The organism is Actinomadura barringtoniae, from assembly GCF_017573505.1.
Classification (GTDB): Bacteria; Actinomycetota; Actinomycetes; order Streptosporangiales; family Streptosporangiaceae; genus Spirillospora; species Spirillospora barringtoniae.
On record NZ_JAGEOJ010000004.1, the window covers coordinates 193115 to 216854 of the forward strand.

Sequence of the window (23740 nt, forward strand, 5' to 3'; positions counted from 1 at the left end):
CGCCGGTCTCCGGGGTGTGAACGCGAACCCGGTCGAACTCTCGGTCGTCATCCCGGCCTTCAACGAGCGGCACCGGCTGCCCGCCACCCTCAAGGCGCTCCGCGCCCACCTGGACGGCCTGCCGGTCGGCGGCGCGTGGGAGCTGATCGTCGTGGACGACGGCTCCACCGACGGCACCGGCAGCCTGATCCGCGCCGAGGCACGGGCGGAGCCGCGCATCCGCGCCCTGCACTCCCCCGCCAACCACGGCAAGGGCCATGCCGTACGGACCGGGGTGCGGGCCTCGCGGGGGCGGCTGGTGCTGTTCACCGACGCCGACCTCGCCACCCCGGTCGAGGAACTCGACAAGCTGCTGAACGAGGTGAACGCGGGCTTCGGCGCCGCGATCGGCTCACGTACGGGCGCAACGCGCCGCCATCCGCTGCGCGAGCTGCCCGCCCGGATCGGCGGCGCACTCATCCGGGCCACGCTGGTGCCGGGGCTCGCCGACACCCAGTGCGGCTTCAAGCTGTTTGACGGGCATCGGGCGCGCGCGGCGTTCGAGATGTCCCGCATCGACGGGTGGGGCTTCGACGTCGAGATCCTGTGCCTGTTCGCGCGCTTCGGCTGGCCCGTCACAGAGGTCCCGGTCAGGTGGTCGCACCAGCCCGGCTCCAAGTTCCGGTACCGCGACTACGCGACGATCCTGGCCGAGCTGGTCCGGATCAGGCGGCTGCACGGGGCAGTCGTACGCACGGATGCCCGGGGCCTTCTCGTCCTGCTCGGCTACCTGCTGGCGGCGGTCGCCGTGCTAGGCCGCCTGTGGGCCGACCCCGAACACCGCTACCTGGTGGACGGCGGCCAGGACCAGAACCAGTGGGAGTGGTTCTTCGCCGTGACGGCCCGCGCGGTCACGCACCTGGACGACCCGCTGTTCACCACGCTTCAGAACCATCCGGACGGCGTGAACCTCATGGCCAACACGGTCATGCTCGGCCTGTCGATCCCGCTCACGCCCGTGACGCTGATCTTCGGCCCCTCCGTCACCTGGGCCGTCGTCCTCACCCTCGGTCTGGCCGGGACCGCCGCCGCCTGGTACGGCCTGATCCGCCGCCACCTGAGCGGGACCCGGACCGCTGCGGCCGCGGGCGGCGCGTTCTGCGGCTTCGCGCCGCCGATGATCTCCCACGCGAACGCCCATCCGAACTTCGTCGTGCTGCTCGTCATCCCGCTGCTCATCGGCCGCCTGCTACGCCTCGCCGAACGTGACCGCGACCGCGTCCTGCGGGACGGGACGATGCTCGGCCTCCTCATCGCCTACCAGATCTATCTGGGCGAGGAGGCGCTGCTGCTGACGGCGACCGGGCTCACGGTGTTCGCCGCCGCCTACGCTCTCGCCCGGCCCGACGTCGCGCACGCCAAAGCCGGGCGGCTGGCGCGCGGCCTCGGGGTGTCCGCGCTCGTCTGTCTCCCGCTCGTCGCCTACCCGCTCACCTGGCAGTTCTTCGGCCCGCAGAGCTACGACGGCCTCATCCACGGCCCGTGGGGCAACGACGTCGCGGCGATCACCGGCTTCGCGAGGCAGTCGCTCGCCGGTCACCAGGCGACGCCGGGACCGCTGGACGCGAGCCCGACCGAGCAGAACGCCTTCTTCGGCTGGCCGCTGGCGGTCCTGGTCGTCGCGCTGCTGACCTGGCTGCGGCGCTCGGCGGTCGTCGTGGCCCTCGGCGCGGTCATCGGGGTCGCCGTGCTGCTGTCGCTCGGCCGCGAGATCACGGTGTACGGGACCCCGACGGGCGTTCCCGGCCCATGGGCGCTGATGGCCCGTCTCCCCCTCTTCGAGTCGGTGGTGGAGTCGCGGCTGGCGATGGTCGCCGTTCCGGCGATCGGCGTGCTGCTGGCCATCGGCATCGACCGCGCTCAAGGCCTCGCCCCCGACCGCCGCCTCCGGCTGGCCTGCTGCCTGGTACTGGTCCAAGCGCTGCTGCCGATCACGCCAAAACCCCTGGCGGCGGCCGAACGCCCCGCGACGCCGCCGTTCTTCACCGCCGGACTCTGGAAGCGCTACGTCGAACCGGGCCGTTCGGTGGTGCCGGTCCCGCCGCCCGACGCCGCCGACGCGACCGCGCTCCACTGGCAGGTGGACGCGGGGCTCGGCTTCCCGATCACCGAGGGCTACTTCGTCGGCCCGTTCGGCCCGAAACGGACCGGCGTCTACGGGGCGCCGCAGCGGCCCACCTCGATCCTGCTGCGGCGGGCCCGCGACGACGACGCCGTACCGGCCATCGGCGACGACGAACGCCGCGCGGCCGTGACCGACCTCGCGTTCTGGCGTGCCGACCTGGTCGTCCTCGGACCGCACCCACGCCAGAACGTCCTCCGCCAGACGCTCGACGGCCTCTTCGGGCCGGGCCGCTTCGAGGGCGGCGTCTGGCTCTGGGACGTACGAGACATGCGAAAGGCCCGATCTTGATGGTGGCCGTGGGCGTCAAAGGGAACGTGCGGGTGAGCGAGGAGCAGGACTACGTGGACTACGTCACGGGAGCCCTGCCCGGCCTGCGCCGGATCGCCCACCTGCTGTGCCGCGACCCGCACCGCGCCGACGACATCGTGCAGAACGCGCTCACCCGCCTGTACGTGCACTGGCGGCGGGCCCGCAACGCCGACGACCTGGACCGCTACACGCGTGCGATCCTGGTCCGGTCGTTCCTGAACGAGCGGCGGCTGGCGTGGGCCCGGATGGTGCGCCTGACCGGCGGGCCGGAGGACGTCCCGGCGGTTCCGGCCGCCGACGGCCCGGACGTGGAGACCCGGACCGTGCTGCACACCGCGCTGCAGCGCGTCCCGCCCAGGCAGCGCGCCGTGCTGGTCCTGCGGTTCCTGTGCGATCTGCCGGTGGCGGAGGTCGCGGAGATCCTCGGCTGTTCGGAGGGCACGGTGAAGAGCCAGACGTCCCATGGGCTGACCAGGCTGCGGACCCTGCTGGGAGAGGAGCAGCCGCGATGAACGAGCACGATCAGGACGGCGAGGCGGCGCGCCTGCTCGGCCCGCTGCGCGACTTCGAACCCGAGGCCCGCACCGAGCTGTCGCCCCGGCGTTCGCTGGAGCTCGGACGGCGCCGGTCGCGGACCCGCCGGGTCGCCGGAACGACGCTCGGCGCCCTGGCCGTGATGGTGGTCGTCCTCGGCTCGACCGTGTTGGGCCGTACGCTCACCCACGAGGCCAAGCCCCGCCCGGCCGCCGTCCCGGAGACCTTCACGCAGGGCCGCCGGGCGTTCACCATCGGATCGGGCGGCGGCTTCGCCCCCGGCTCCTACGACGCGGGGGCGTTCGTTCAGCGGATCACGCTCAGGCCGGAGAATCCGGCAGGAGCAGTGAAGGGTGCCGACGGCATCGTCGAGCTGTATCCCCGGGGCCGCCTCCCCGCCGCGCTCCAGGGCAAGGACCCCTCAGGCCGTACCGTGGACCCGGTGTACGGCGGCAGGACACTCGTGCTCTGGACGCCGATCCTCAGGCCCGGAGCCGTCGAGCTGGCCTGGCAGTGGAAACCGGGGGCCTGGGGACTGGTCTCCCTCAGGGGCCCCGGCGTGGACGAGGCGCGAGCGCACCACGTCGCCGAGAGCGTGCGCCTCGCGGGCTAGGAGTTCAGCAGCTCGGCCATCGCGGACCAGCTCAGCCCCGCGCCTTCGTCCTGCTCGTCGCGGTCGTCGCCCAGCAGGTCGATGAGCAGGTCTGCCAGTTCCAGAACGCTGGTGCGGCGCAGGACCTCGGGTCGCGGGCCGACCAGGCGGGCATGCCGCCGCACCGCGGTCCGCAGCCGGATCGCGTCCTGCGGGCGACCGGCGAGCGCCAGAGCCTGGACGCCGTGATGGAGGACCGCGAGCCCGTAGGTCGTGTCCTCCTCACCCTGGAAGTCGGCGAGGGCACGCCGGAGCACTCCGAGCGCCTCCGCGTTCCGGCGGCGCAGGTACGACTGGGCGAGGGCGAGCTCCGCCCAGCCCGCGCACCACAGGATGCCTTGCCCCCGCGCCCGTCGAACGGCCTCGATGAGCCCGGCCTCGCCGGCGCCGACCCGGCCCTGCTGGATCATCGCGGTGCTGAGTGTCATCTGCCCGGCCACCAGCGTGTGGTCCTCGCCGAGATCCGCCCCCACGGCCGCGGCCGTCGACCCCGCCCGATGCGCCACGCCGGCGTCTCCCGAGGCGAGCGCGATGAAGGCCGTGTAGTAGCGCAACCTGCCGTACAGGCTGCGGAGGCCGTCGTCGGACGGCTCGCCGATCGCGGTCCGGGCCTCGTCGAGCAGCCGCCGGGCCTCGGTCATCTCGGTGGCGAAGAACCCGCTCGGCACCATCGCCAGCCGGGCGCGGGCGTGGTCCAGGTGCGGCGCCCCGGGCGCCGCCTCGATCGCGGTCTGGAGCAGCCGCCGCCCCTCGGCGACGTGACCGCACCGGACCCAGAACCATTCGAGCAGCCCGACCGTGCGCAGCGCCTCCTCCGGATGGTGGGCCAGGTCGTAGTCGATGCCCGCGCGAAGATTGGGCAGTTCCCGCGCGAGCGTGCGGGTCGTACGGCCCGCCCGCCGGCCCGCCATGTCCGCGGCGGATCGCGAGACCAGTCCCCGCACCCACTGCGCGTGCGCCTCCCGGGTGGCACGGGGGTCGGGGTCGGCCGCCTCGCAGTAGGCCCTGATGGTCTCCAGCAGCCGGTACCGGGTGGGCGATGCGGTCGTGTCCGCGCCGACCACCGAACGGGTCACCAGGGTCGAGAGCGACTCGAGCACCGAGACGCCCTGCGGACGGGTCTCCTCGGCCGCCTCCAGCGGGAACCCGCCCTCGAACGGCCACAGCCGCAGCAGCATCGCCCGGTCCTGCGCGGGCAGCGGATTGACGCTCCAGGCGATGGCGGCGTCCAGGGTGGCGTGCGGCGCCAGCGAGCCTCTCTGGACCGGCCCGAGCAGCGCGAACCGGTCATCGAGATGCTGAACGATCTCATCCAGCCCCAGCAGCCGCGTCCGGGCGGCGGCGAGCTCCAGGGCCAGCGGTATGCCGTCCAGGGCCGCGCAGAGCAGCCGTGCCTGAACGCGCTCCTCCGCCGAGGGTGACCAGCCGGGCCGTACGGCGCGGACCCGGTCGAACAGGAGCGCCATCGCGGGCCCGTCGCCGCCGTCCGGCTCCTGGACCGCCAGCGGGGCAACGTTCACGGTGGCCTCGCCGTCGATGCGCAGCGGCTCACGGCTGGTCGCGAGGACGCGCAGCCGCGGGCATCCGGCCAGCAGCTCGACGACCTGCGCGGCGACGGCGTCGACGAGGTGCTCGCAGTTGTCCAGCACCAGCAGTGCCGCCCGGCCCGCGAGCGCCTCGACGAGCTCGGGCAGCGGGTCGCCCGCGACCTGGGCCAGGCCGACGGCGTCGGCGATCGCCTGTGCGATGACCTCCGGCTGCCGCACGTCGGCCAGCCGGACCAGCCACAGCCCGTCCACGTCGGGCCCGGTCGAGGCGTACTCCACGGCGAGCCGGGTCTTGCCGACGCCCGCGGGACCGACCAGCGTCACCAGCCGACGCTCCGCCAGCAGGCCGGAGACCGTGCGCAGCTCCTCGGCCCGGCCGAGGAAGGACGAGAGCGGCCTGGCGACCGGAGCCTGGTTCACCGAGGGGAGCAGCAGATGCGGATCCTGGGCGAACACCAGCCGTTCGAGCCGCCGCAGCTCAGGTCCGGGATCCACCCCCAGCTCGTCGGCGAGCAGGGACCGCGCACGACGCAGCGCGGCCAGGGCGTCGCCCTGCCTGCCGCACCGGTACAGGCCCAGCACGAGCAGGGCCCAGCGGCGTTCCCGGTAGGGCGCGGCGGACACCGCCTCCTCGAGCTCGGCCACGGCGCGCGGGGCGTCTCCGGTCGCGAGCAGCGCGGCGAGCCGTTCCTCGACCGCGGCCTCGCGCAGCTCGCCGAAGCGGCGCCGGACGGCCGCGGTCTCCGCCGAGTCGGGCAGATCCGCGTACGGCTCGCCGCGCCACAGTGCCAGTGCCTCGTCCAGCACGGCCAGCCCACGCGACGGGTGATCGGCGGCGAGCAGCCGGCGTCCCTCGTCGACGCCGGCCGCGAACCCGGCCGCGTCGGTCGCCTGCGGAGGGAGCCGGAACCGGTAACCGGCCGTGCCGCGTTCCAGGAGCCCACGGTCCTGCGGCCCGAGGGCGCGGCGCAACCGTGAGACGTACACCTGGAGGGCTGCCTCGGGCCGTGCGGGCGCCCGATCTCCCCAGAGCACCTCCACCAGCCGATCGTCGCCGACGGGCTGCCCCTCGGCCATCACCAGGGCGCAGAGCAGCCGCCGGGGCAGCGGCCCCCCGAGGTCCACGGCCGTACCGTCGCGGGTGACCTCCGTCGCTCCGAGCACGCGGACAAGCACTGACCGAGCATACAAAGCGCCTGCAAGCTCGCTGTATGGACCGCGGGCCAGATTCTTCGCATGCGCACATCTGACGAACGCGTCGACACCTGGGAAATGGTCCTGGTGCATCGCCTGTTCCGCCGCGAGTACCGGCTGGCTCCCGGCCTCGTCCGGGCCGTCCACGACGGAGACAAGGCCCGCGCCGCGACGGTGGCCGAATACCTGGCGGACCTCACCAACGGGCTCCACCATCACCACGCGGGCGAGGACGACCTGCTCTGGCCGCCGTTGCTGGAGCGCCTGGACGGTAACGCCTCGGACCTGGTGAAACGGATGGAGGCCCAGCACCACGCACTGGCCGCCCTGCTGGACCGCGTCGAGGTCCTCCTGCCGGTCTGGGCGCGGACCGCCGCGGCCACCGCACGCGACGAACTGGCGGACGTGCTCGCACGCACCTCCGCCGCACTCGACGAGCATCTGGCCGAGGAGGAGACCGAGCTCCTGCCGCTGGTGCCCGGCCGCATCACCCGGGCCGAATGGGACGCGCTGGGCCGGCGCGGACGAGCCTCACTCCCCAAGAGCCCCGGCAAGGCGTTCCTGTTCCTCGGCGGCATCCTGCAGGAGGCCACGCCCGAGGAGCGGGCCGAGTTCGTCCGCGCGCTGCCGCCGCCCGTCCGCCTCATGTGGCGGCTGGCCGGCGAACGGATCTACCAGCGCGGAATCAGCCGGGTGCGAGGCTCCAGGTGACGGCCGGCGGGACCTACAAGCGGCTGGCGGGGCGGCCGGCCGTCGGGGCGGGTCATTCGTCGCGGAACAGTTCCAGGACGTGGGCGGAGGGGCCGGAGGAGAGCGCGGCGGCGGGCAGGCCGCCCAGGATCAGGTCGGCGAGGCTGTCCACCACGGTCTCGCGGGGCACCTCGTCGGTGTGGTCCAGCCACCAGTCCCCCGCCGTCTGGACCATGCCGATCACGGCGTGGCCCCAGACGTAGGCGCGGGTGCGGTCGGCCAGCTCGCCCTCGGCGATCATGACCTCGGCCAGCTCGGTGCTGAGCCCGCGGATCATGGTGCTCATCGCGCTGTGGGTGGCCGCGTCCTCGGCGCTCGCGCGGTGCATGAGGAACCGGTAGAGGTTCAGGTTCGCCGAGATCGTCGACAGGTAGGTGTCGATCGTCGTGCGGGTGCGGGCGCGGATCGAGTCGGTCCGGGAGAACTCGGTCCGGACGCCCTCGATCAGCTTGCGCGTGTGCCGCTCGGCGAGCGCCTGGTAGAGCCCGCTCTTGTCGCCGAAGTGGCGGTAGAGGATCGGCTTGCTGATCCCCGCCTCGGCCGCGATGGAGGCCATCGAGGCCTCGGGCCCCTCCCGCTGGATCACCCGGTCGGCGGCCTCCAGCAGGGCACGCCTCCGGTCGGGGTCACGCCGTGATCCCGTCGTCACCGTGCTCGCGGTCATGAACAGAACCGTACGCCATGCGGATCAGAGCGTGGACGTCGCATCCGGGACCCCTCTCGGCACTGACGGTGTGTCCAATACTGTACGGCGACACCCCCTCCGGCGGCGGCCGGAGGGGGTGTGATGTGTGCTGCCTGATCGCTTCAGGGCCTAGCCGGTGTACTGCACGAAGACCTTGAGGAAGTCGTAGGGCTGCTGGGAGACGCCGCTGCAGGAGTCGCCGTCGCTGCCCGAGCCGCACGCGCGGTCCCGGTTGGCCGACCAGTAGGTCAGGCGGGCGATGTGGTGCTGCTTGGCGTAGGCGAGCATCGTCTGGAAGTCCTGGATGCGGACCCGCTCGCCGGAGTCGTCGGTCTTGCCGTTCATCGACGACAGACCGATGTGCGAGTAGGCCTCGGTGTCGCTGTAGCCGTAGGCCGACTTCACCCGGCCCTTCAGCCCCTCCATCGCCTTGGTCGTCAGCGAGCCCATATTGGTGGAGCCGCCGCCGAAGTCGAACGGCATGATGCCCCACACGTCGTTGGCGAGCCCGGAGTTCGCACCCCGCTTGATCATGTCGACGCCGGTCGAGTCCGGCCCGGACGAGGTGGTGCCGAACGTGATGATCGTGGTGATCCCCGGGTTGTTCTTCTTGATCGTCTTCAGAGCGTCGATGACCCGCTGGCGGACGGTGGCGCTGGACCACTCGGTGTTCTCGATGTCGATGTCGATCGCCTTGAGCTTGTAGGCGTTGATCACCTTCTGGTACGCCCCGGCCAGTGCTGAGGCGCTGGAGCACTTCTCGCCGAGCTTGGACCCGCTCCAGCCGCCGAACGACACCACGACGTCGCCGCCCGCGCCCCGGATCGCGTTGATCTTCGACTGGTCGTTGCCGCCGGTGAGCGGCCGCGAACCGTCCCAGGCCGGGTCGCAACCACCGTTGGCCAGGATGAACGCCAGCGTGAACCACCTGACCCCGGTCGCGTTCATCACCGAGACGGGGTTCGGCGGGCTGCCCCACCCGAAGTACTCGTACGGCGCCACGGCCATGCCGGGAGCCGCCAGCTTCTGCTGCTCGCGTGCCTCGGCCGTCGCGGCGGGCATCTGGGCCAGCAGGGCCAGAGAGGCGACGCCGGCGAGGATCGTGCGTTTTCTCATGCGGGGGCCTCCAGGTCGAGGAAGTCGAGGTTGGGAACGCCGCCGGTGCCGGTGGCGGTCAGGCGGACGGTGTTGGCGCCCGCCTTGAGGGGGGCGGTCGCGATGGCGGTCTGCCACAGGCTCCACGCGCCGGTGGCCGGGAACGCGACCGATCCCGCCGCGGCGCCGTTGACGGTGAGGCCGGTCGGCCGGTCGGCGCCGCCGGAGTTGGCGTAGTCGAAGGCGAGCGCGTAGGTGCCGGCCTTCGGGGCGTCGACGGTGAGCTGGACGAAGCTGCCGGTCGCGTTCGTGGTGTTGGCGAAGCCCGCGCCCGAGTAGCCCGAGTGGTTGTGATCGACGGTCGTACCGGTACTGAACGTGCCGTCCTCGGCCTCGTACCGCTGCGAGGTGCCGTCCCGCGAGACCCGGTAGAGCACGGTCGCGTGGCCGGGCACCGAGGCGCTGATCGCGCCGGTCGTGGTGCGGGTCGCCTTGGACCACAGGTCCTTGAGCGTGTACGAGGCGGACCCGCCCATCCCGATCGCGCTCGCCGACGTCGAGATCGTCGCCGTCGAGGTCGTCTCGTTCGACAGCGCGACCGCGCGATCGCCGTTCGCAAGCGTGCGGCTGTAGACGACCTTGCCGCCCGACGAGCTGAGCACGGTCCCCTGGCGGCCGAGCCTGTCCTGGTCGACCGCGATGACGTCGGCGTTCTCCAGGATCGAGAACGTCTCGTCGGACACCTTGCGCAGGTCGGAGCCGATGAGCAGCGGCGAGGCCATCACGGCCCAGAGGCTGAAGTGGGTGCGGTACTCGGCGGCGGTCATGCCGCCGTTGCCGACCTCCAGCATGTCCGGGTCGTTCCAGTGCCCCGGCCCGGCGTACTGCGCGAGCGCCCGGTTGGCCTGGGCCTTGCCGATCATGCTGGACCAGTTGTCGCTGATGTCGCCGGTCGTGCGCCACAGGTTGCCGACGGGCTCGCCCCACTCCCATACGCGCGGTGGCCCGGTCCTCCCCCACTCGCAGATCGAGTAGACGATCGGGCGGCCGGTCCGGGCGAGGGCGTCGCGCATGCGCGTGTAGCGCTGCTGGGCGTCCACGCCCTGGTTGTTGCAGTTGTCGTACTTGAGGTAGTCGACGCCCCAGCTCGCGAACAGATTCGCGTCCTGCTGCTCGTGGTCGAGCCCGCCGGGGAAACCGCCGGTCCCGTTGCAGGTCTTGGTCCCGGCGGAGGTGTAGAGCCCGAACTTCAGGCCCTTGGAGTGGACGTAGTCGGCGACGGCCTTGATGCCGTTCGGGAACCGCGTCTTGTTCGGCACGAGGTTGCCACCGGAGTCGCGCTTCTGCTCGGCCCAGCAGTCGTCGATGTTGACGTACTGATAACCGGCGGCCTTCAGCCCCCGCGCGACGAAGATGTCGGCGATCGACTTGACCATCGCCTCGTTGAAGTCCGCGCCGCACTGCGTGGCGTTCCAGTTGTTGAACCCCATCGGGGGCGTGCGGGCCAGGCCGTTCTCCAAAGCAAGCGCCGGACGAGCCGGAAGCGTAGCGCTGAACGCGGCCACCGCGGCCACCGCGGCCGCCGCGGCGAGCGCCGTCAGGACAGCGGTCGGTTTTCGGGCATGGGGCACCACGGCCCCTAGAGCGGGGAGCACGGGGTCATACCTCCGCGTAGTCGAGGTTCGGGCCGCCGTTGGCGGTGGTCGCGGCGGCCCTGATGGTGTTGGCGCCCGCCTTCAGCGGGACGGTGAGGGTGGCGGACTGCCAGGTCGTCCAGGCGCCGGTGCCCGGGAACGAGTGACCGGCCGACACGACGGCGCCGTTGACGGTGATGTCCATCGGCCGGTCGGTCGTGGTCCCGTTGGCGAAGCGCAGGGTCAGCGTCGTGTCGCCCGCCTGGGCGGCGTTCAGCTGGAACTCCACGTACGAGCCGGTGACGTTGTCGTAGTTGACGAACCCGGTCCCCGAGAACCCGGCGTGGTCGGACTCGACCGCGCCTTGGGAGATCGTGGCGTTCTCCGCCTCCACCCGGCCGCCCGGCGGCGGGGTCGAGCAGCCTGAGGTGGAGCCGCCGCTGGCGTTGATCCGCGGCGATCCGCTGTCGGCGACGCAGTAGTCGGTCACCGACTGGAAGCCGAGGTCGAACGAGCTGCTGCTGCCGCGTTCGTAGGTGAAGTGCTGGAAGGTGACCCCGCTGCCGGTGTTGGCGATGACGGCGGGCCGACAGTCGTTCTTCACGAACTGCACGGAGCTGTCCACGAACTTGATGTCGTGCGCGTCGTGGATGTACCAGCCGTAGGAGGGCCGGGTGCCGATGCTCTTGGGGTTGTAGTCCTTGGGGTCGTTGCTCGGCACGCCGGTTCCGACGCAGCCGCTGCCGCCGGGGACTGTCAGGTTCACGTTGGTGAACGTGACGTTGCGGATCCGGTTGCTGGTGCCGGACTCGCCCCACAGCGTGGCGGTGAAGTTGCTGCTGCTCTGCCCGGACGAGGTCACGTTGTCGTAGGTGATGTTCTCGATCCGGCCGACCCCTGGGCTGCCGCCGCACCTTCGCCGCGTCCCGATCTTCTGCATGATCGCGCTGCGGACGTTGGTCATCGTGATGTCCTTGTAGTGGACGTCGGAGATGACCGTGCCGTCCATCGAGACCATGCCGAGGCCGGACTTGTCGGCGCCGTTGATGCTGATCCGCTCGAAGTGGTATCCGGTGAAGTTCCCGCAGGTCTCCGAGCCGAACATCAGCGCGTTGCAGCAGGCGGCCGACAGCTTGGCGTCGGTCACGGTGACGTCGCCGTTGGGGTAGGTCTGGCCTAGCGCCCAGTCGCTCTTGAAGACCAGCGCGTCGTCGTTGGCGGAGATGTCCGCGTTGGTGATCGTGACGTGCTGGGCGCTGATGACGTTCCAGCCGTCCCGGTCGCTCTGGGTGTCGATCCGCAGGTGGTCGGAGGTGATGTTGTTACACGCGTTCGTGAGCATCGCGAAGTGGCCGCCACGGCGCAGCGTGATCCCGCCGACCGTGAGGCCGTCGCACCGCGTCAGCGAGATGATCTTGTCGGCCTCGCCGGACTTGGGGTTGCCGGTGATCAGGTTGCCGCCGCCGTCGATCGTGCCCGACCCGGTGAACGCGATGTCGGTGAGCCTGTCGCCCCAGATCATCGCGTTGTGGAAGTGGCTGTGCCCGTAGTCCTGGTAGTCGTCGTTGGGGTTGGACTCGGGCGCGTCGTACGTGTCGTTCGGCGAGCCGAGGATCGTCGATCCGGAGTCGAGCTGGATCGTCACATGGCTCTTCAGGTGGATCGTGCCGGCCGAACGGTACGAGCCCGACGGGAACCGCACGGTCCCGCCGCCCGCGTTCGCCGCCGCGTCGATCGCCTTGTTGACGGCGCCGGTGTCGTTGGTCGACCCGTTCCCGGCCGCGCCGTAGTCGCGGACGTTGAACGTGCCCGCCATGTGCGTGATGGAGTGGGTCGTGGCGGCGGCGGTGACCGCCTCGGTGATGGTCACCGCCACCACCAGGGCCGTCAGGATCGCCGCCAGCCGGGCGAGCGGTCTGGTCAGAGCTGATCGCATGGGAACCTCATCCGATCGTGATCATGTCGAGGTTGGGCGCGCCCTCGGCCGAGGTCGCGGTGACCCGGATCGTGTTCGCCCCCGCGTTCAGCGGCACCGTGAGCGTGCTGGTCGCCCAGTCGGTCCAGCTCCCGGTCGAGGGGAAGGACCGCGCGGCGGCGACCACCGTGCCGTTGACGGTGACGTCCATCGGACGGTCGGCGGCCGGGCCGTTGGCGTAGCGGACGCCGAGCGTGTGCGACCTGGCCTGCGCCGCGTCGACCTTCCACTCCACGTACGGCCCGGCGGCGTTGTCGGTGTTGACATAGCCGGTGCCCGAGTAGCCGGCGTGATCGGACTCCACGACGCCCCGCGAGATCGTGGCGTTCTCCGCCTCGTACTGGCCACCCGGTGCCGTCCCGCCGCCCGCGTAGGACGTGCCGATCCACGCCTCGTCCACCCGCAGCCTTGCGGTGCCCTGGCTGTTCACCTTCTCCAGCCGCACGTGCCGCGCGGTCGTGACGGGCAGGTCGATGATCTGCACGCCCCGGTGGTTGGGCAGCGTGCCGGTCTTGATGGGGCTCCCCCAGTTCGTGCCGTCGTCGCTGACGTAGACCCGGTAGTCGCGGATCCGCGCAGAGCCCGAGGCGGGGTAGGTGGTGGAGTCCTCGCGCTGGTTGATGCCGATGTACTGGATCCGCTTGGCCGAGCCGAGGTCGAACCGCAGCGACACCGGCTGCGCCGAGCCCGCGTCCCAGTAGGTGAGGTAGTCGCCGTCGGCCGCGGCGGAGGCGGGGTGGCCGCTCGCCGAGGCGCTGGCGCTCATGGTGTACGAGGAGGGCGGCAGGATGCCCTCACGGCCGCTGGTGACGACCTTGAACACCGTGTCGTACTGATCCCAGCTCGAAATGCCGCTGAGCGTGAGGGTGCCGCCGCTCTGGCTGAAGCTCACGGCGGCCCCGGTCCGCAGGTTGGTGACCGCGGAGACCTTGTAGCCGTTGTCGCGCACCTTCAGGGTGCCGCCGGACGGCTTGGTGACGACGTGCACGAAGTGCAGGTTCGGGTCGGTCTTGCTGACCGTGGTGACGCCGTGCGCGCCGTCGTTCCAGAACCCGGGCTGCAGCCCGCCGTACATGTAGCCGCCGCCCTCGGTGCCGATCAGCGACGGCTTGATCGCCTCCAGGTAGGTGTCGGCGAAGTTGTTGAACGCCTCCTGCGCGGGCGGCATCCGGCCGTTCTTCATCGGCGTCTCGGCCATCAGCGCCTTGATCGACGATCCGGCGTTGGTGATGAGGCGGCCGAGGGTGAGCTTGTAGTCGACGGCGTTGTCGGTGCCGGTGTACCACCACGAGCCGTTGGTCGGCAGCTTGAAGTCGGCCTCGGTCAGGCGCGGCGCGGCGGTGTAGACGGCCTGCGGGTAGTCGTAGGACGGGGACATGCCGGTCTTCTGCTCGTTGCTGATCATGTCCATGATCGGCGTGTCCTCGTTGTTGTTGCTGAGCGTGAAGTCCGGCCGGTCGTGGCGGATCCGCTCGTAGAGCCCGTTGCGCTCCCAGTAGGCGTTGTCGTTGTCGATCCAGAAGCCGCCGAGCTTCGGGTAGCGCTGCATGATCTCGACGAAGTTGTCGTAGGAGAACTCGCCGAAGCCGTCGCGGGTCTTCAGGTCGACGGTGTGGCCCTTGTAGGAGGAGTAGGCCGAGGAGTTGAGCCAGCTCTGCCCCGACGGCAGGCCCTCGTTCCACCACTGCGGGTCGTCGGTCATGTAGAGGACGACCCGCATCCCCTGCGCCTCGGCGGCCGTGATCAGCTCGCCCAGGAAGTCGCGCTTGGTGCTGCAGCTGCCGGGGATCGCCGACGGCCAGGGGCGGGCGTAGCCGAGCCTGCTGTGGAACGTGGCCAGCACGAGGTACTGCGTGTGCAGCTTCTTGGCCTCGTTCACCCAGTACTCGGGCTTCCAGCCGCCACCGGTGACGGCCGACTCCCACGCGCCGCAGCTGGTGTGCGCCGGGGAGGTGCGCATCCCCCAGTGCAGGAACAGCTCGCCGAGGGACGCGCGCAGGAACGCCTGGCGCGGGTGCTGTAGCTCCGCCTTGGCGGGCGGTGCCGCGGTCACGGCGCAGACCGCCGTGACCGCGAGCACCACCAGTGCGGAGGCCAGCGTCGCGAGCACTCTGCTGGAGAGAGCCCGGAGCGGTGACCGCATGACAGCCTTCCTTCTGATTCCGACGAAGTCGGCTCGGGGGGTGTGGGGGGTCGTCCCCCCACGGGCAGTGCTGAGTAGTCGGGCAAGATCAGCCGACGTTGGACCGGAAGATGCGGTCGGCCGTGCCGTCCCCGTTGTTGTCGGAGTTGGTCGTGCCGAACCAGATCGCGTTGGCGCCCGGCACCTTCACCACGGCGCGCAGACGGCCGTAGGTACCGTTCCAGTAGGAGTTGGCGGAGGTGACGTTCTCGCCGTTCAGGACGATCCGCCACATCCGCTGGCCGCGGAGCGCCGCCATGAACAGCGCGCCGTTGACGTAGGCCAGGCCGCTCGGCGAGGCCTGAGCGACCGGCCAGGTCTTCTTCGGGTTGGTCATCCCGGACGTGCCGCAGGTGCCCTCGCAGGTCGGCCAGCCGTAGTTCTTGCCGGGCTGGATCAGGTTGATCTCGTCGGCGGTCGAGTCGCCGAGCTCGGACTCCCACAGGCGTCCCGCCGAGTCCCAGGCCAGGCCCTGCGGGTTGCGGTGGCCGTAGCTGTAGATCCGGGTGCCGGACGGGTTGCCGGGGGCCGGGTCGCCGCTCTTGGTGACGCGCAGGATCTTGCCGTTGAGGGAGTTCTTGTCCTGGGCGAGGTCGGGGGTCTGCGCCTCACCGCAGGTGGCGTACAGGTAGCCGTCGGGGCCGAAACGGATCCGGCCGCCGTTGTGGTAGCGGTTCTTCTTGATCCCGGTGACGATCGCGGTGTAGCCGGAGAGCGCGGAACCGTCGAAGTTCATCTTCGCGATCCGGTTGCCCTCCGACGCGGTGTGCATGAAGAACACCTCGCGGTCGCCGGACCCGTTCCAGGTAGGCGAGAACGCGACGCCCATGAGGCCGCCCTCGCCGCCGGTGGTCTGCGCGTTCGGCACGGTGCCGACCTGGGTCTTGCCCGAGCCGTCCTTGTTGATCTTGAAGACCTTGAACGTGTCGCGCTCGGTCACCAGGCCGAACGAGCCGTCGGGTGCCCACGAGATGTCCCACGGGACGTCCCAGCCGGTCGACACCTGCGCGGGCGTGCTCGGGGTGTTGCCGCAGCCGCTGGTGCTGAAGCTGACCACGTTGCTCTTCGGCGAGGTGTTGCCCGCCGCGTCCTTGGCCACCACATGCAGGCGGTAGGCGGTGTCGCAGGCCAGCACGGTGACGTTGCGGCTGGTCGCGGGCGGGTTGCCGCTCACCTGGTCGATGACGGCGTTGTTGTCGTCGTTGCGGATGACGTAGGAGGTGACGCCCACGTTGTCGGTCGAGGCCGACCAGCTCAGGCTGACGTTGGTCGAGCCGACGCCGGAGGCGGTCAGGCCTCCGGGCGCGGACGGCGGCTGGTTCTCGCCGGCCTTGGTCTTGCAGGTCACCTCGGGGCTGCTCTGCGAGACGTTGCCCGCGGCGTCCCGGGCGAACACCGAGATCGTGTAGGTGGTGTTCGGCGACAGGCCGGTAATGGTGTGCGGGGAGCCGGGCGGGTTGGGAGCCTCGGCGAGCTTCTGGCCGAGATTGAAGATGTCGTAGGCGACCACGCCGACGTTGTCGGTCGAGGTCGGCCAGCTCAGCTTGATCGAGTTCTCGGTGATGTCGGCCGCGTCGCAGACCGGCTGGCCCGGGACGCTCGGCTGCTCGGTGTCGGAGGGAGCGCCGACGCGCAGCCGGTCCAGGTTGGGCCCGCCGTTGGCGGTGGTGGAGGTCGCCGTCACCGTGTTGGCGCCCGCCTTGAGCGTGGCGTTGACCTTGATCTCCTGCCAGGTCGTCCAGTCCGTGGTGCCGGGGAACGACAGGCTGCCCGCCACCGCCGTCCCGTTGACCGCGATCGACATCGGCCGGTCGGTGGTCGTGCCGTTGGCGTAGCGGAAGTCCAGCGAGGCCGGTCCGGCGCTCGCGGCGTTCACGGTGAACTCGACCGAGGAGCCGGTCACGTTGTCGTAGTTCACGAAGCCGGTGCCGGTGTAGCCGGCGTGGTTGGACTCGACGGCGCCTTGGGTGATCTTGGCGCTCTCCGCCTGGTAGTCACTGGAGGGAGCGCCCGCGGACTCGACCTCGACATAGTCGAGGTTCGGCCCGCCGTTGGCGGTCGTCGCGGTCGCGCGGATCTTGTTGGCGCCCGCGTTGAGGGTGGCGGTGAACGTCGAGGTCGCCCAGGTGTCCCAGTTGGCGGTGGCGGCGAACTCGCGCGCCGCCGACGCCACGGTGCCGTTCACCGTGATGTCCATCGGGCGGTTCACCGCCGTGCCGTTGGAGTAGCGCAGCGCGATCGTCGCGGGGCCCGCGCTCGCCGCGTTCACCGTCCACTCGACCGAACTGCCCGTCACGTTGTCGCCGTTGACGAACCCGGTGCCGGAGAAGCCGGTGTGGTCGGACTCCACCGCCCCCTGGGTGATCGTCGCGCTCTCCGCCTCGTACCGGACGGGCGCCGCCGCCCCGGCCGTAGCGGCCGGCACGGCCGACAGCGCCCAGGCGACGAGCAGCAGCGCCACTGCCATCGCCACCGCACGCGGTCGGGTCTTCCACGAACCAAGGGGCCGCATGGATCCCTCCGTCTTCCGGAAAGGTTGGATCTTTGCATGACGTCATGTCATGCGGCAGCTGCGGTGTCAACGCCTTGAAATTTCACATCACACGGACTGAATACCTGAAAGACGCCTGTGTACTGGAGGTTCGATCTCATTAGACGGAAGGTCTAAGTTAAGAACCTTTACAAACTAGACATCCGATGTATCTTCGGGGACACACCATCAGGAGGGTCAGTAATGATCATTCCCAGCGTCGCCCTGCTCCTCGGCGCCGCGCTCACCCCGCTCCCCGCCACGGCGGCCCCCGCGAAGGCTCCCGCCGACTGGTCGGCGGCGGTGGTCGAGTCGACGATGCGCCGCCACTCGCCGGGATCGGCCGGCGGCTGGGGCTACACGACGGGCCTGTACATGTACGGGCAGTACCTCGTCTACCAGCGCACGCACGACGCCCGCTACCTGACCTACATCAAGAACTGGGCGGACCGGTTCGTGGGCGCCGACGGCACGATCGACCAGAGCTTCAACAACCTGGACAGCATGGAGTCCGGCAACGTGCTGCTCCTGCTGGCCAAGGAGACCGGCCAGGCGCGCTACCGCGTCGCCGCGCAGAAGATCCGCACCCGGCTGAACACCTACCCGCGGACCAAGGACGGCGGGTGGTGGCATTCGACGTCCGACTCGCGGCAGGGGCAGCTGTGGGGCGACGGCGCGTTCATGGTCAACCCGTTCGTCATCCGCTACGGCCAGCAGTTCGGCGACGCGTCCTGGGGGAACGACGAGTCCGCCAAGCAGATCCAGGTGTACGCGAGCCATCTGCTGCGCACGACCGGGACCTCGGCCGGGCTGCTCTACCACGCCTATGACGAGCCGGGCGGGCTGACGGCGAGCTGGGTGAAGCCCTCCCTCGGCAACACCAACGGCATCTCCTGGTGCCGGGCGATCGGCTGGTTCGGGATGGCGACGATCGACGTGCTGGAGCAGCTGCCGGCGAACCACCCGCGGCGCGCGGCGCTGGTCGACATCATCCGCACGCTCGTCCCCGCGTACGCGCGCTGGCAGGACCCGGCGAGCGGCCGCTGGTGGCAGGTGGTCGACAAGCCGAACGCCTCGGGCAACTGGACCGAGACCTCCTGCTCGTCGATGTACACCTTCACGATCTCCCGCGCGGTCGAACGCGGCTACGTGGACGCCTCCTACAAGGACGTCGCGCGCAAGGGCTACCAGGGCGTGCTCGCCCGCATCTCGCAGGGCTCGGACGGCCTGACCAACCTCACGAACATCTCCGAGGGCACCAACGTCGACGACTCGCTCGGTTACTACTACGGCCGCGGCCGCAAGACCAACGACTTCCACGGCCTCGGCGCATTCCTGATCATGAACGAGCAGCTGATCCGAACGGAGTCCCGATGACCTCATCACGCCGCGAGTTCCTCACCTACGGCGCGGTCGGCGGCCTGGCCGTCGCCGGGCTCCCCGTAGGATCGCGCCTCATGGCCGCGCCCTCCTGGAAGCTCCGCTGGTCCCCCGACCCGAAGAAGGACGGCCTGCGCGCGTTCGAGACGATCGAGGACGACCGCGCGAACTCGCACCCGGCCGGGCATCCGCACATCTTCGCCGAGGACGACCACTGGCGCTGGAACATGCACAAGGTCGACCGCGACACGATGACCGACCGGCAACGCCAGGAGGTCACCGGGATGCGCACGGGCAGCAGCTCCTACCTCCAGATGAAGTCCGGCGAGACCTGGCGCATCACCTACTCGATGTTCATCCCGGGCTCGCTGCTGGCGACCACCACGTTCACCCACATCATGCAGACCAAGCAGCCGGGCAGCGGCACCAGCCCGATCACGGTGACCTCGCTGCGCCGGGTGAGCGGCAGGCAGACGATCGAGCACAAGGTCATCGAGGGCGACGTGCTCGTGGGCCGCGTCGACCTCGAGCCGCTGCACGACAAGTGGATCGACATCGAGTACGAGATGAAGATCGGCAACGGCTCGGCGGGCAGCGTCCGCTGGGCCGTGCACAGCGGCGGCACGACGGTCATCGACGCCAAGAAGACCGGCGTCGACACCTTCCTGGCCGACCGCGTGCGGCCCAAGTGGGGCATCTACCGGTCTCTCGGCGACACCTCCGGTTCGCTACGTGACTGCTACCTCCTGATCAAGAACATGAAGGGCTACCAGCTCGCGTAGAGCCCCGGCCCGGCTGACCCGGTCAGCTCGGCAGCCCCCAGGGCGGGGTGGTGGTGGCCGGCACGACCGGGCCCACCCGCAGTTCGGGGCGGCGGTCCGCGGCATGGACCACCACCTCCTCGCCCCGGCGCAGGCCGATCTCGACATCGCCGTTCGGCAGCGTGCGCCACGGGACGCGGCGGCCGGACGCGCCGCGGACCTTCAGCTCGCCCGCGATGCCCGTGCGCAGCACGCAGGGCGCGCCGGCCAGGCTCTTCACCAGCACGAAGTCGGTACGGCCCGCCTTGCGCACGGCCGACAGCAGGAACGCGCCCTGCGTACGGAAGTCGTGCACGTCCAGGTCGGGCCAGGCGGCGGGCAGGGCCGGGAAGACGCGGATCACGCCGCCCCAGCTCTGGCACACCATGTCGTGCAGGGTCTGCGCGGCCGACAGCGGCGTCTCGATGACCGGGCCGGACTCCTTGTACATGGTGTTGGGCTGGACGAAGCGGCGCAGCAGCTCCGACAGGTAGAAGGCCGAGTCGTCGCCGCGCAGCATCTGCGCCGAGATGGAGGCCGCGCCGGTGAAGCTGTAGCCCTGCAGCGCTCCCTCGAAGCTGATCCAGTGCTTGAGCGAGGTCTCGATGAGGGACCGCTTGTCCGGCCGCTCCCACGTCACGTCGTAGAGCGGATAGACGCTCAGCATGTGCGAGTAGTGCCGGTGCGACTTGGCGAACGGCACGCCCGCGCCGATCATGAAGCCGTTGGCGTCGACCGGGTAGTCGGTGAGCCCCGCGAGGATGCCCTTCCACGCCGGGATCAGCGGGTCGTTCACGCGCAGGACGGCCGCCGACTCCAGCAGGGTGCGGGCGCCCCAGCGGATCAGCGCGAGATCGTAGTTGCAGTCCGGCGCGTTCACGCCGTACTCGGGCGAGAACGTGAACGGCAGGTGCAGGCGGCCGTCCGGACCGGGCGCCAGGAAGTGCCGGTAGTAGTTGATCGCCCGGCGCAGCAGCGGGTAGACGACGTCGCGCAGGATCCCGGTGTCCATCGTGTGCCGGTACGACAGCCAGACGTTGTGCAGCGCCCAGGTCAGGTCGCCGACCTCGGGCGTCGGCGACTCCTTGCCGGGGACGCCGACCGGGAAGCCGCTGTTGCCCGATCCCCCGCCGTTCAGCAGGGTCATGTCGGTGGTGCGCGGGATGCCCGCCGAGTCGGAGCGGTAGGCGGGGTCCACCTGGGAGACCAGCCGGTCGCGGTAGCGGTCGAGGCTGGCGGTGACCGCGTCCAGCTCCAGATGGTTGGAGCCGTGGATCATCCAGTACTCGAGCTGGACGTTGAGGTTCCACCAGGTCGCGGGCCAGGGCGTCGGCTCCAGCCAGGGGCCGCTGGTCGCCATCACGGGCGCGTCCCGCCGCGCCGCCGAGGCGATCTTGTAAAGCTGGATCAGGTGGAACGCCTGCATCCGCTGGTCGGGCAGCGACAGGAAGCTCTTGCGGTAGTAGCCGTGCCACCAGGCCCGATGGTCGGCGGCGAGCGCGGTCAGCGGGCGGCGCGCGGCGTCCTGGACCATCCGCACCGCGCGGGCCTCGGCGGTGCGTTCGGGGAACGACCACGCGACGCCCGCATGCAGCGTGCGGGCCGTGCCGCGGCCGGTCTCCCGCCAGGCGGTGACGTGCTCGCCGCCCGCCAGCAGCGGCTGGACGATGACCTCCAGGTCGCCGTGCCGGGTCACCGTCGCGTCGGGGTTGGCGGTGTAGCCGTCGGGCGGCGGCTTGTTGAAGATCGGGTCGGCCCGCGGGCTGATCGCCTTGGCCGGGTGGAACGCCCAGCGGAAGCCCTTCTCCCCCGCGCTCGGCCGGACCTCGACGGCGAGCACGGACCGGTCGTTGTGCACCAGGGCGCGCAGCTCCAAGCTGCCGGACGCCGTGGTGACCGTGCCGCGCAACTCGGCGTTCCAGAGGTCGAGGCGCCAGTCGACGCCGGTGATCGCGCCCACCGGCTCCAGGGTCAGGTAGCCGATGGGCAGGCGGGCGAGGCCGAACAGCGAGCCGTACTGCGGGCGGTGATCCTGCACCTGGCTGTGCTGCACGTTGAAGCGGATCGCGTTCGCGCCGGGCTCGGCGTAGATGCCCGAGCCGAGGAACGCGTTGCCGAGGAACGGCCCCTCGTACCAGGTCTGCGGCATCCGCTTCCAGATCAGGTCGGACGCCGCCAGGAAGCGTCCCCAGTCGACGTCCACGTCGATGAGGCCGGTGTCTGCGGAGGCCGGGGCCGGGACCATGGCGGCGCCGGCGGTGGCGACGGCCGCGCCGAGCACGGTACGGCGTGAGATGTCGTTCATGAGGCCGCCTTGCAGGTGAGGACCGGGCCCGCCCAGTCGCCGCGGTCGTAGCGGAAGCCGTCGGAGGTCGGGTTGGTGACGATGCGCAGGAACGACGCGCCGCCGAGGTCGCCGTTCAGGTGGACCGCGTCGTCCTGCCAGGTGCGGCGGCCGCTGTCGGCGGCCTTGATGCCGTCCGCCCAGATCTCGAAGCTCGCCGTGCCCTGCGTCGGGTCGGGCCGCGGATCTCGTTCGTCGTCGATGCCGACGTCCACGCCGAGCGAGGTGCAGCGGCCGTCGAGGAAGAAGACGATCTCGGCGGGCGCGTGCGTGCCGAGCCCGGTGGGATAGGTCTTACCGTTGATGGTGAGGGTCTTGCCGTCGCCGGGCGGGGCGCCGCCGACGGAGGTGTTGCGTTCGACCTGGCCGAGCCCGTTGCGGGCGGTGGCCCAGGGCGCGTCGCCGAGGTTGGTCGTGCCCGCCGGTACGGCCTTCGGGACGACCAGGCTCTCGGTCGCGGCCGAACGGACCTTCTGACCGGTCACCGAGGCGTAGGCGAGCGACGCGTTCAGCGTGTAGGAGCCGGGTGCCTGGTCGGCGGGCGGCGTGACGCGGAAGCGTGCGGTGAGCTTCTGGCCGGTGCGCAGGATGGGCGTCGAGCCGCGGCCGAGCGGCTGGACCTTCCAGCCTGACGGCGCCGCGATCTCATGTCTGGCGCGCAGGAGCGGTGCACGGCCCCGGTTGGTGACGCTGAGGTCGGCGGTGAACGGCCGTCCGGCGGGCGTGATGGTCCCCGGGATGCCCTGGGCGGCGGGCGACAGCGTCAGGCCGTACTCCCCCAGCGGCGGCTGCCGCCACCAGTCGCCGCCCGCCTTGATCCGGTACATGACCGTTCCGTGCGCGGGGACCGAGGCGTTGAACGTGCCCGCGCTCTCGAAGTCGCGGTGCGCCCACAGGTCCCGGACGACGTAGGACGGACGTTTGGGCAGGCCGAACTCGGACGCGGTCGCGCCGATCGTGGCGGCGTTCTCGGTCTGGTTGAACAGGGTCAGCGCGACATCACCGCCCGCCAGCGGCTTGACGAAGACCCAGTGCCCGTCGTCCTTGCGGAGCACCGTGCCCTGCACGCCGAGCGAGTCCTGGTCGACCGCGATCACGTCACGGTTGCCGAGGATCTCCAGCGTTTCCGGGGTCGCCTTGCGCAGGTCGGAGCCGATGAGCAGCGGTGCGGACATCGTCGCCCAGAGGCTGAAGTGCGAGCGGTACTCGCGGCCGGTCATCCCGCCGTTGCCGACCTCCAGCATGTCCGGGTCGTTCCAGTGGCCCGGGCCGGCGTAGGGGGCGAGGGGTGCGTTCTGTTCGAGGATGCCGACCATCGAGGTCCAGGTGTCGGTGATGTCCCCGGTGGTCCGCCACAGGTGCCCGACGTCCCTGCCCCACTCCCAGGGCTTGTTCTCGCCCCACTCGCAGAGGCTGTAGACGATGGGGCGGCCGGTCTTCTTCAGCGCGTCCCGCATCCTGGTGTAGCGCTCGAGCGCCGCGCGGCCCTGGTTGTTGCAGTTGTCGTACTTGAGGTAGTCGACGCCCCAGTCTGCGAACGTCTGCGCGTCCAGGTCCTCGTGGTCGAGGCTGCCGGGCATGGTCTTCGCGCAGGTCTGCGTGCCGGCGCTGGTGTAGATGCCGAGCTTCAGGCCTTTGGCGTGAACGTAGTCGGCGATGGCCTTGATCCCGCTCGGAAACCGCTCGTGGTGCGCGACGTACCGGCCCGTCCGCGGGTCGCGCTGCGGCTCGGCCCAGCAGTCGTCGATGTTGACGTAGCGGTATCCGGCGTCCTTCAGGCCCGTCGACACGAACAGGTCGGCGGTGTCGCGGATCATCTGCTCGTTGATCGCGCATCCGGTGGCGTTCCAGTTGTTGAACCCCATCGGCGGCGTCGCGGCCAGGCCGTCCGGCAGGGCGAGGTCCGGGGAGTCGGGCACGGCTGCCTCCGCTCGGATGGGGGCGACGGCGAACACCACAAGACTG

The 23740-nt window shown here is 70.7% G+C and carries 15 protein-coding genes; 6 read left to right on the plus strand and 9 right to left on the minus strand.

Features of this window, described 5'->3' with window-relative positions:
* The first annotated feature begins 16 nt into the window (after positions 1 to 16).
* From J4573_RS10750 to J4573_RS10760, 3 genes are read left to right on the plus strand one after another with little or no spacing between them, the layout of a single operon-like run.
* Complete coding sequence (locus tag J4573_RS10750) at positions 17 to 2452, plus strand: dolichyl-phosphate beta-glucosyltransferase (protein WP_208255208.1); 2436 nt, start codon at positions 17 to 19, stop codon at positions 2450 to 2452.
* A gap of 32 nt (positions 2453 to 2484) precedes the next feature.
* A complete protein-coding gene (locus J4573_RS10755; RefSeq protein ID WP_208255209.1) occupies positions 2485 to 2985 on the plus strand; it encodes a SigE family RNA polymerase sigma factor in 501 nt (166 codons plus the stop codon).
* Complete coding sequence (locus J4573_RS10760; protein ID WP_208255210.1) at positions 2982 to 3620, plus strand: hypothetical protein; 639 nt, start codon at positions 2982 to 2984, stop codon at positions 3618 to 3620. Before J4573_RS10755 ends, J4573_RS10760 begins: the two co-directional genes overlap by 4 nt.
* On the opposite strand, the gene J4573_RS10765 is transcribed toward J4573_RS10760, so the two are convergent.
* Complete coding sequence (locus J4573_RS10765; protein WP_208255211.1) at positions 3617 to 6382, minus strand: ATP-binding protein; 2766 nt, start codon at positions 6380 to 6382, stop codon at positions 3617 to 3619. The two genes, J4573_RS10760 and J4573_RS10765, sit on opposite strands and share 4 nt — an antisense overlap.
* A gap of 60 nt (positions 6383 to 6442) precedes the next feature.
* Between J4573_RS10765 and J4573_RS10770 the strand changes: the two genes are divergently transcribed.
* Positions 6443 to 7111, plus strand: coding sequence for a hemerythrin domain-containing protein (locus J4573_RS10770; RefSeq protein WP_208255212.1), 669 nt, complete (start codon positions 6443 to 6445; stop codon positions 7109 to 7111).
* A 52-nt stretch (positions 7112 to 7163) separates the two neighbouring features.
* On the opposite strand, the gene J4573_RS10775 is transcribed toward J4573_RS10770, so the two are convergent.
* The 6 genes from J4573_RS10775 to J4573_RS10805 all read right to left on the minus strand — a co-directional run bounded on the left by J4573_RS10775 (position 7164) and on the right by J4573_RS10805 (position 17233).
* Entirely contained in the window at positions 7164 to 7814 is a 651-nt protein-coding gene (locus tag J4573_RS10775) for a TetR family transcriptional regulator (protein WP_208255213.1), read from the minus strand.
* A gap of 150 nt (positions 7815 to 7964) precedes the next feature.
* Entirely contained in the window at positions 7965 to 8951 is a 987-nt protein-coding gene (locus tag J4573_RS10780; RefSeq protein WP_208255214.1) for a chitinase, read from the minus strand.
* Entirely contained in the window at positions 8948 to 10561 is a 1614-nt protein-coding gene (locus tag J4573_RS10785; RefSeq protein WP_208255215.1) for a CBM35 domain-containing protein, read from the minus strand. The genes J4573_RS10780 and J4573_RS10785 overlap by 4 nt, the downstream gene beginning before the upstream one ends.
* 28 nt (positions 10562 to 10589) lie before the next feature.
* Positions 10590 to 12500: a glycosyl hydrolase family 28 protein gene (locus tag J4573_RS53865; RefSeq protein WP_243772812.1), complete on the minus strand. Its 1911-nt coding sequence runs from the start codon at positions 12498 to 12500 to the stop codon at positions 10590 to 10592.
* A gap of 7 nt (positions 12501 to 12507) precedes the next feature.
* On the minus strand, positions 12508 to 14682 hold the full coding sequence (locus J4573_RS10800) for a discoidin domain-containing protein (protein WP_208255216.1): 2175 nt from the start codon (positions 14680 to 14682) through the stop codon (positions 12508 to 12510).
* Between the two features lie 88 nt (positions 14683 to 14770).
* On the minus strand, positions 14771 to 17233 hold the full coding sequence (locus J4573_RS10805; RefSeq protein WP_208255217.1) for a PQQ-dependent sugar dehydrogenase: 2463 nt from the start codon (positions 17231 to 17233) through the stop codon (positions 14771 to 14773).
* A 222-nt stretch (positions 17234 to 17455) separates the two neighbouring features.
* Here J4573_RS10805 and J4573_RS10810 point away from each other — a divergent pair, with 222 nt between their 5' ends.
* Both J4573_RS10810 and J4573_RS10815 read left to right on the plus strand, forming a co-directional pair.
* Positions 17456 to 18628: a glycoside hydrolase family 88/105 protein gene (locus J4573_RS10810; protein WP_208255218.1), complete on the plus strand. Its 1173-nt coding sequence runs from the start codon at positions 17456 to 17458 to the stop codon at positions 18626 to 18628.
* Positions 18625 to 19413 (plus strand): hypothetical protein, encoded by a 789-nt coding sequence (locus J4573_RS10815; protein WP_208255219.1) that lies wholly within the window; start codon positions 18625 to 18627, stop codon positions 19411 to 19413. Before J4573_RS10810 ends, J4573_RS10815 begins: the two co-directional genes overlap by 4 nt.
* Before the next feature lie 22 nt (positions 19414 to 19435).
* Here the strand turns inward: J4573_RS10815 and J4573_RS10820 are convergent, their stop codons facing one another.
* Together J4573_RS10820 and J4573_RS10825 are read right to left on the minus strand one after the other, a co-directional pair.
* Entirely contained in the window at positions 19436 to 21736 is a 2301-nt protein-coding gene (locus J4573_RS10820; RefSeq protein ID WP_208255220.1) for a glycosyl hydrolase family 95 catalytic domain-containing protein, read from the minus strand.
* Positions 21733 to 23694: an NPCBM/NEW2 domain-containing protein gene (locus J4573_RS10825; RefSeq protein WP_208255221.1), complete on the minus strand. Its 1962-nt coding sequence runs from the start codon at positions 23692 to 23694 to the stop codon at positions 21733 to 21735. The genes J4573_RS10820 and J4573_RS10825 overlap by 4 nt, the downstream gene beginning before the upstream one ends.
* Positions 23695 to 23740: the final 46 nt, after the last annotated feature.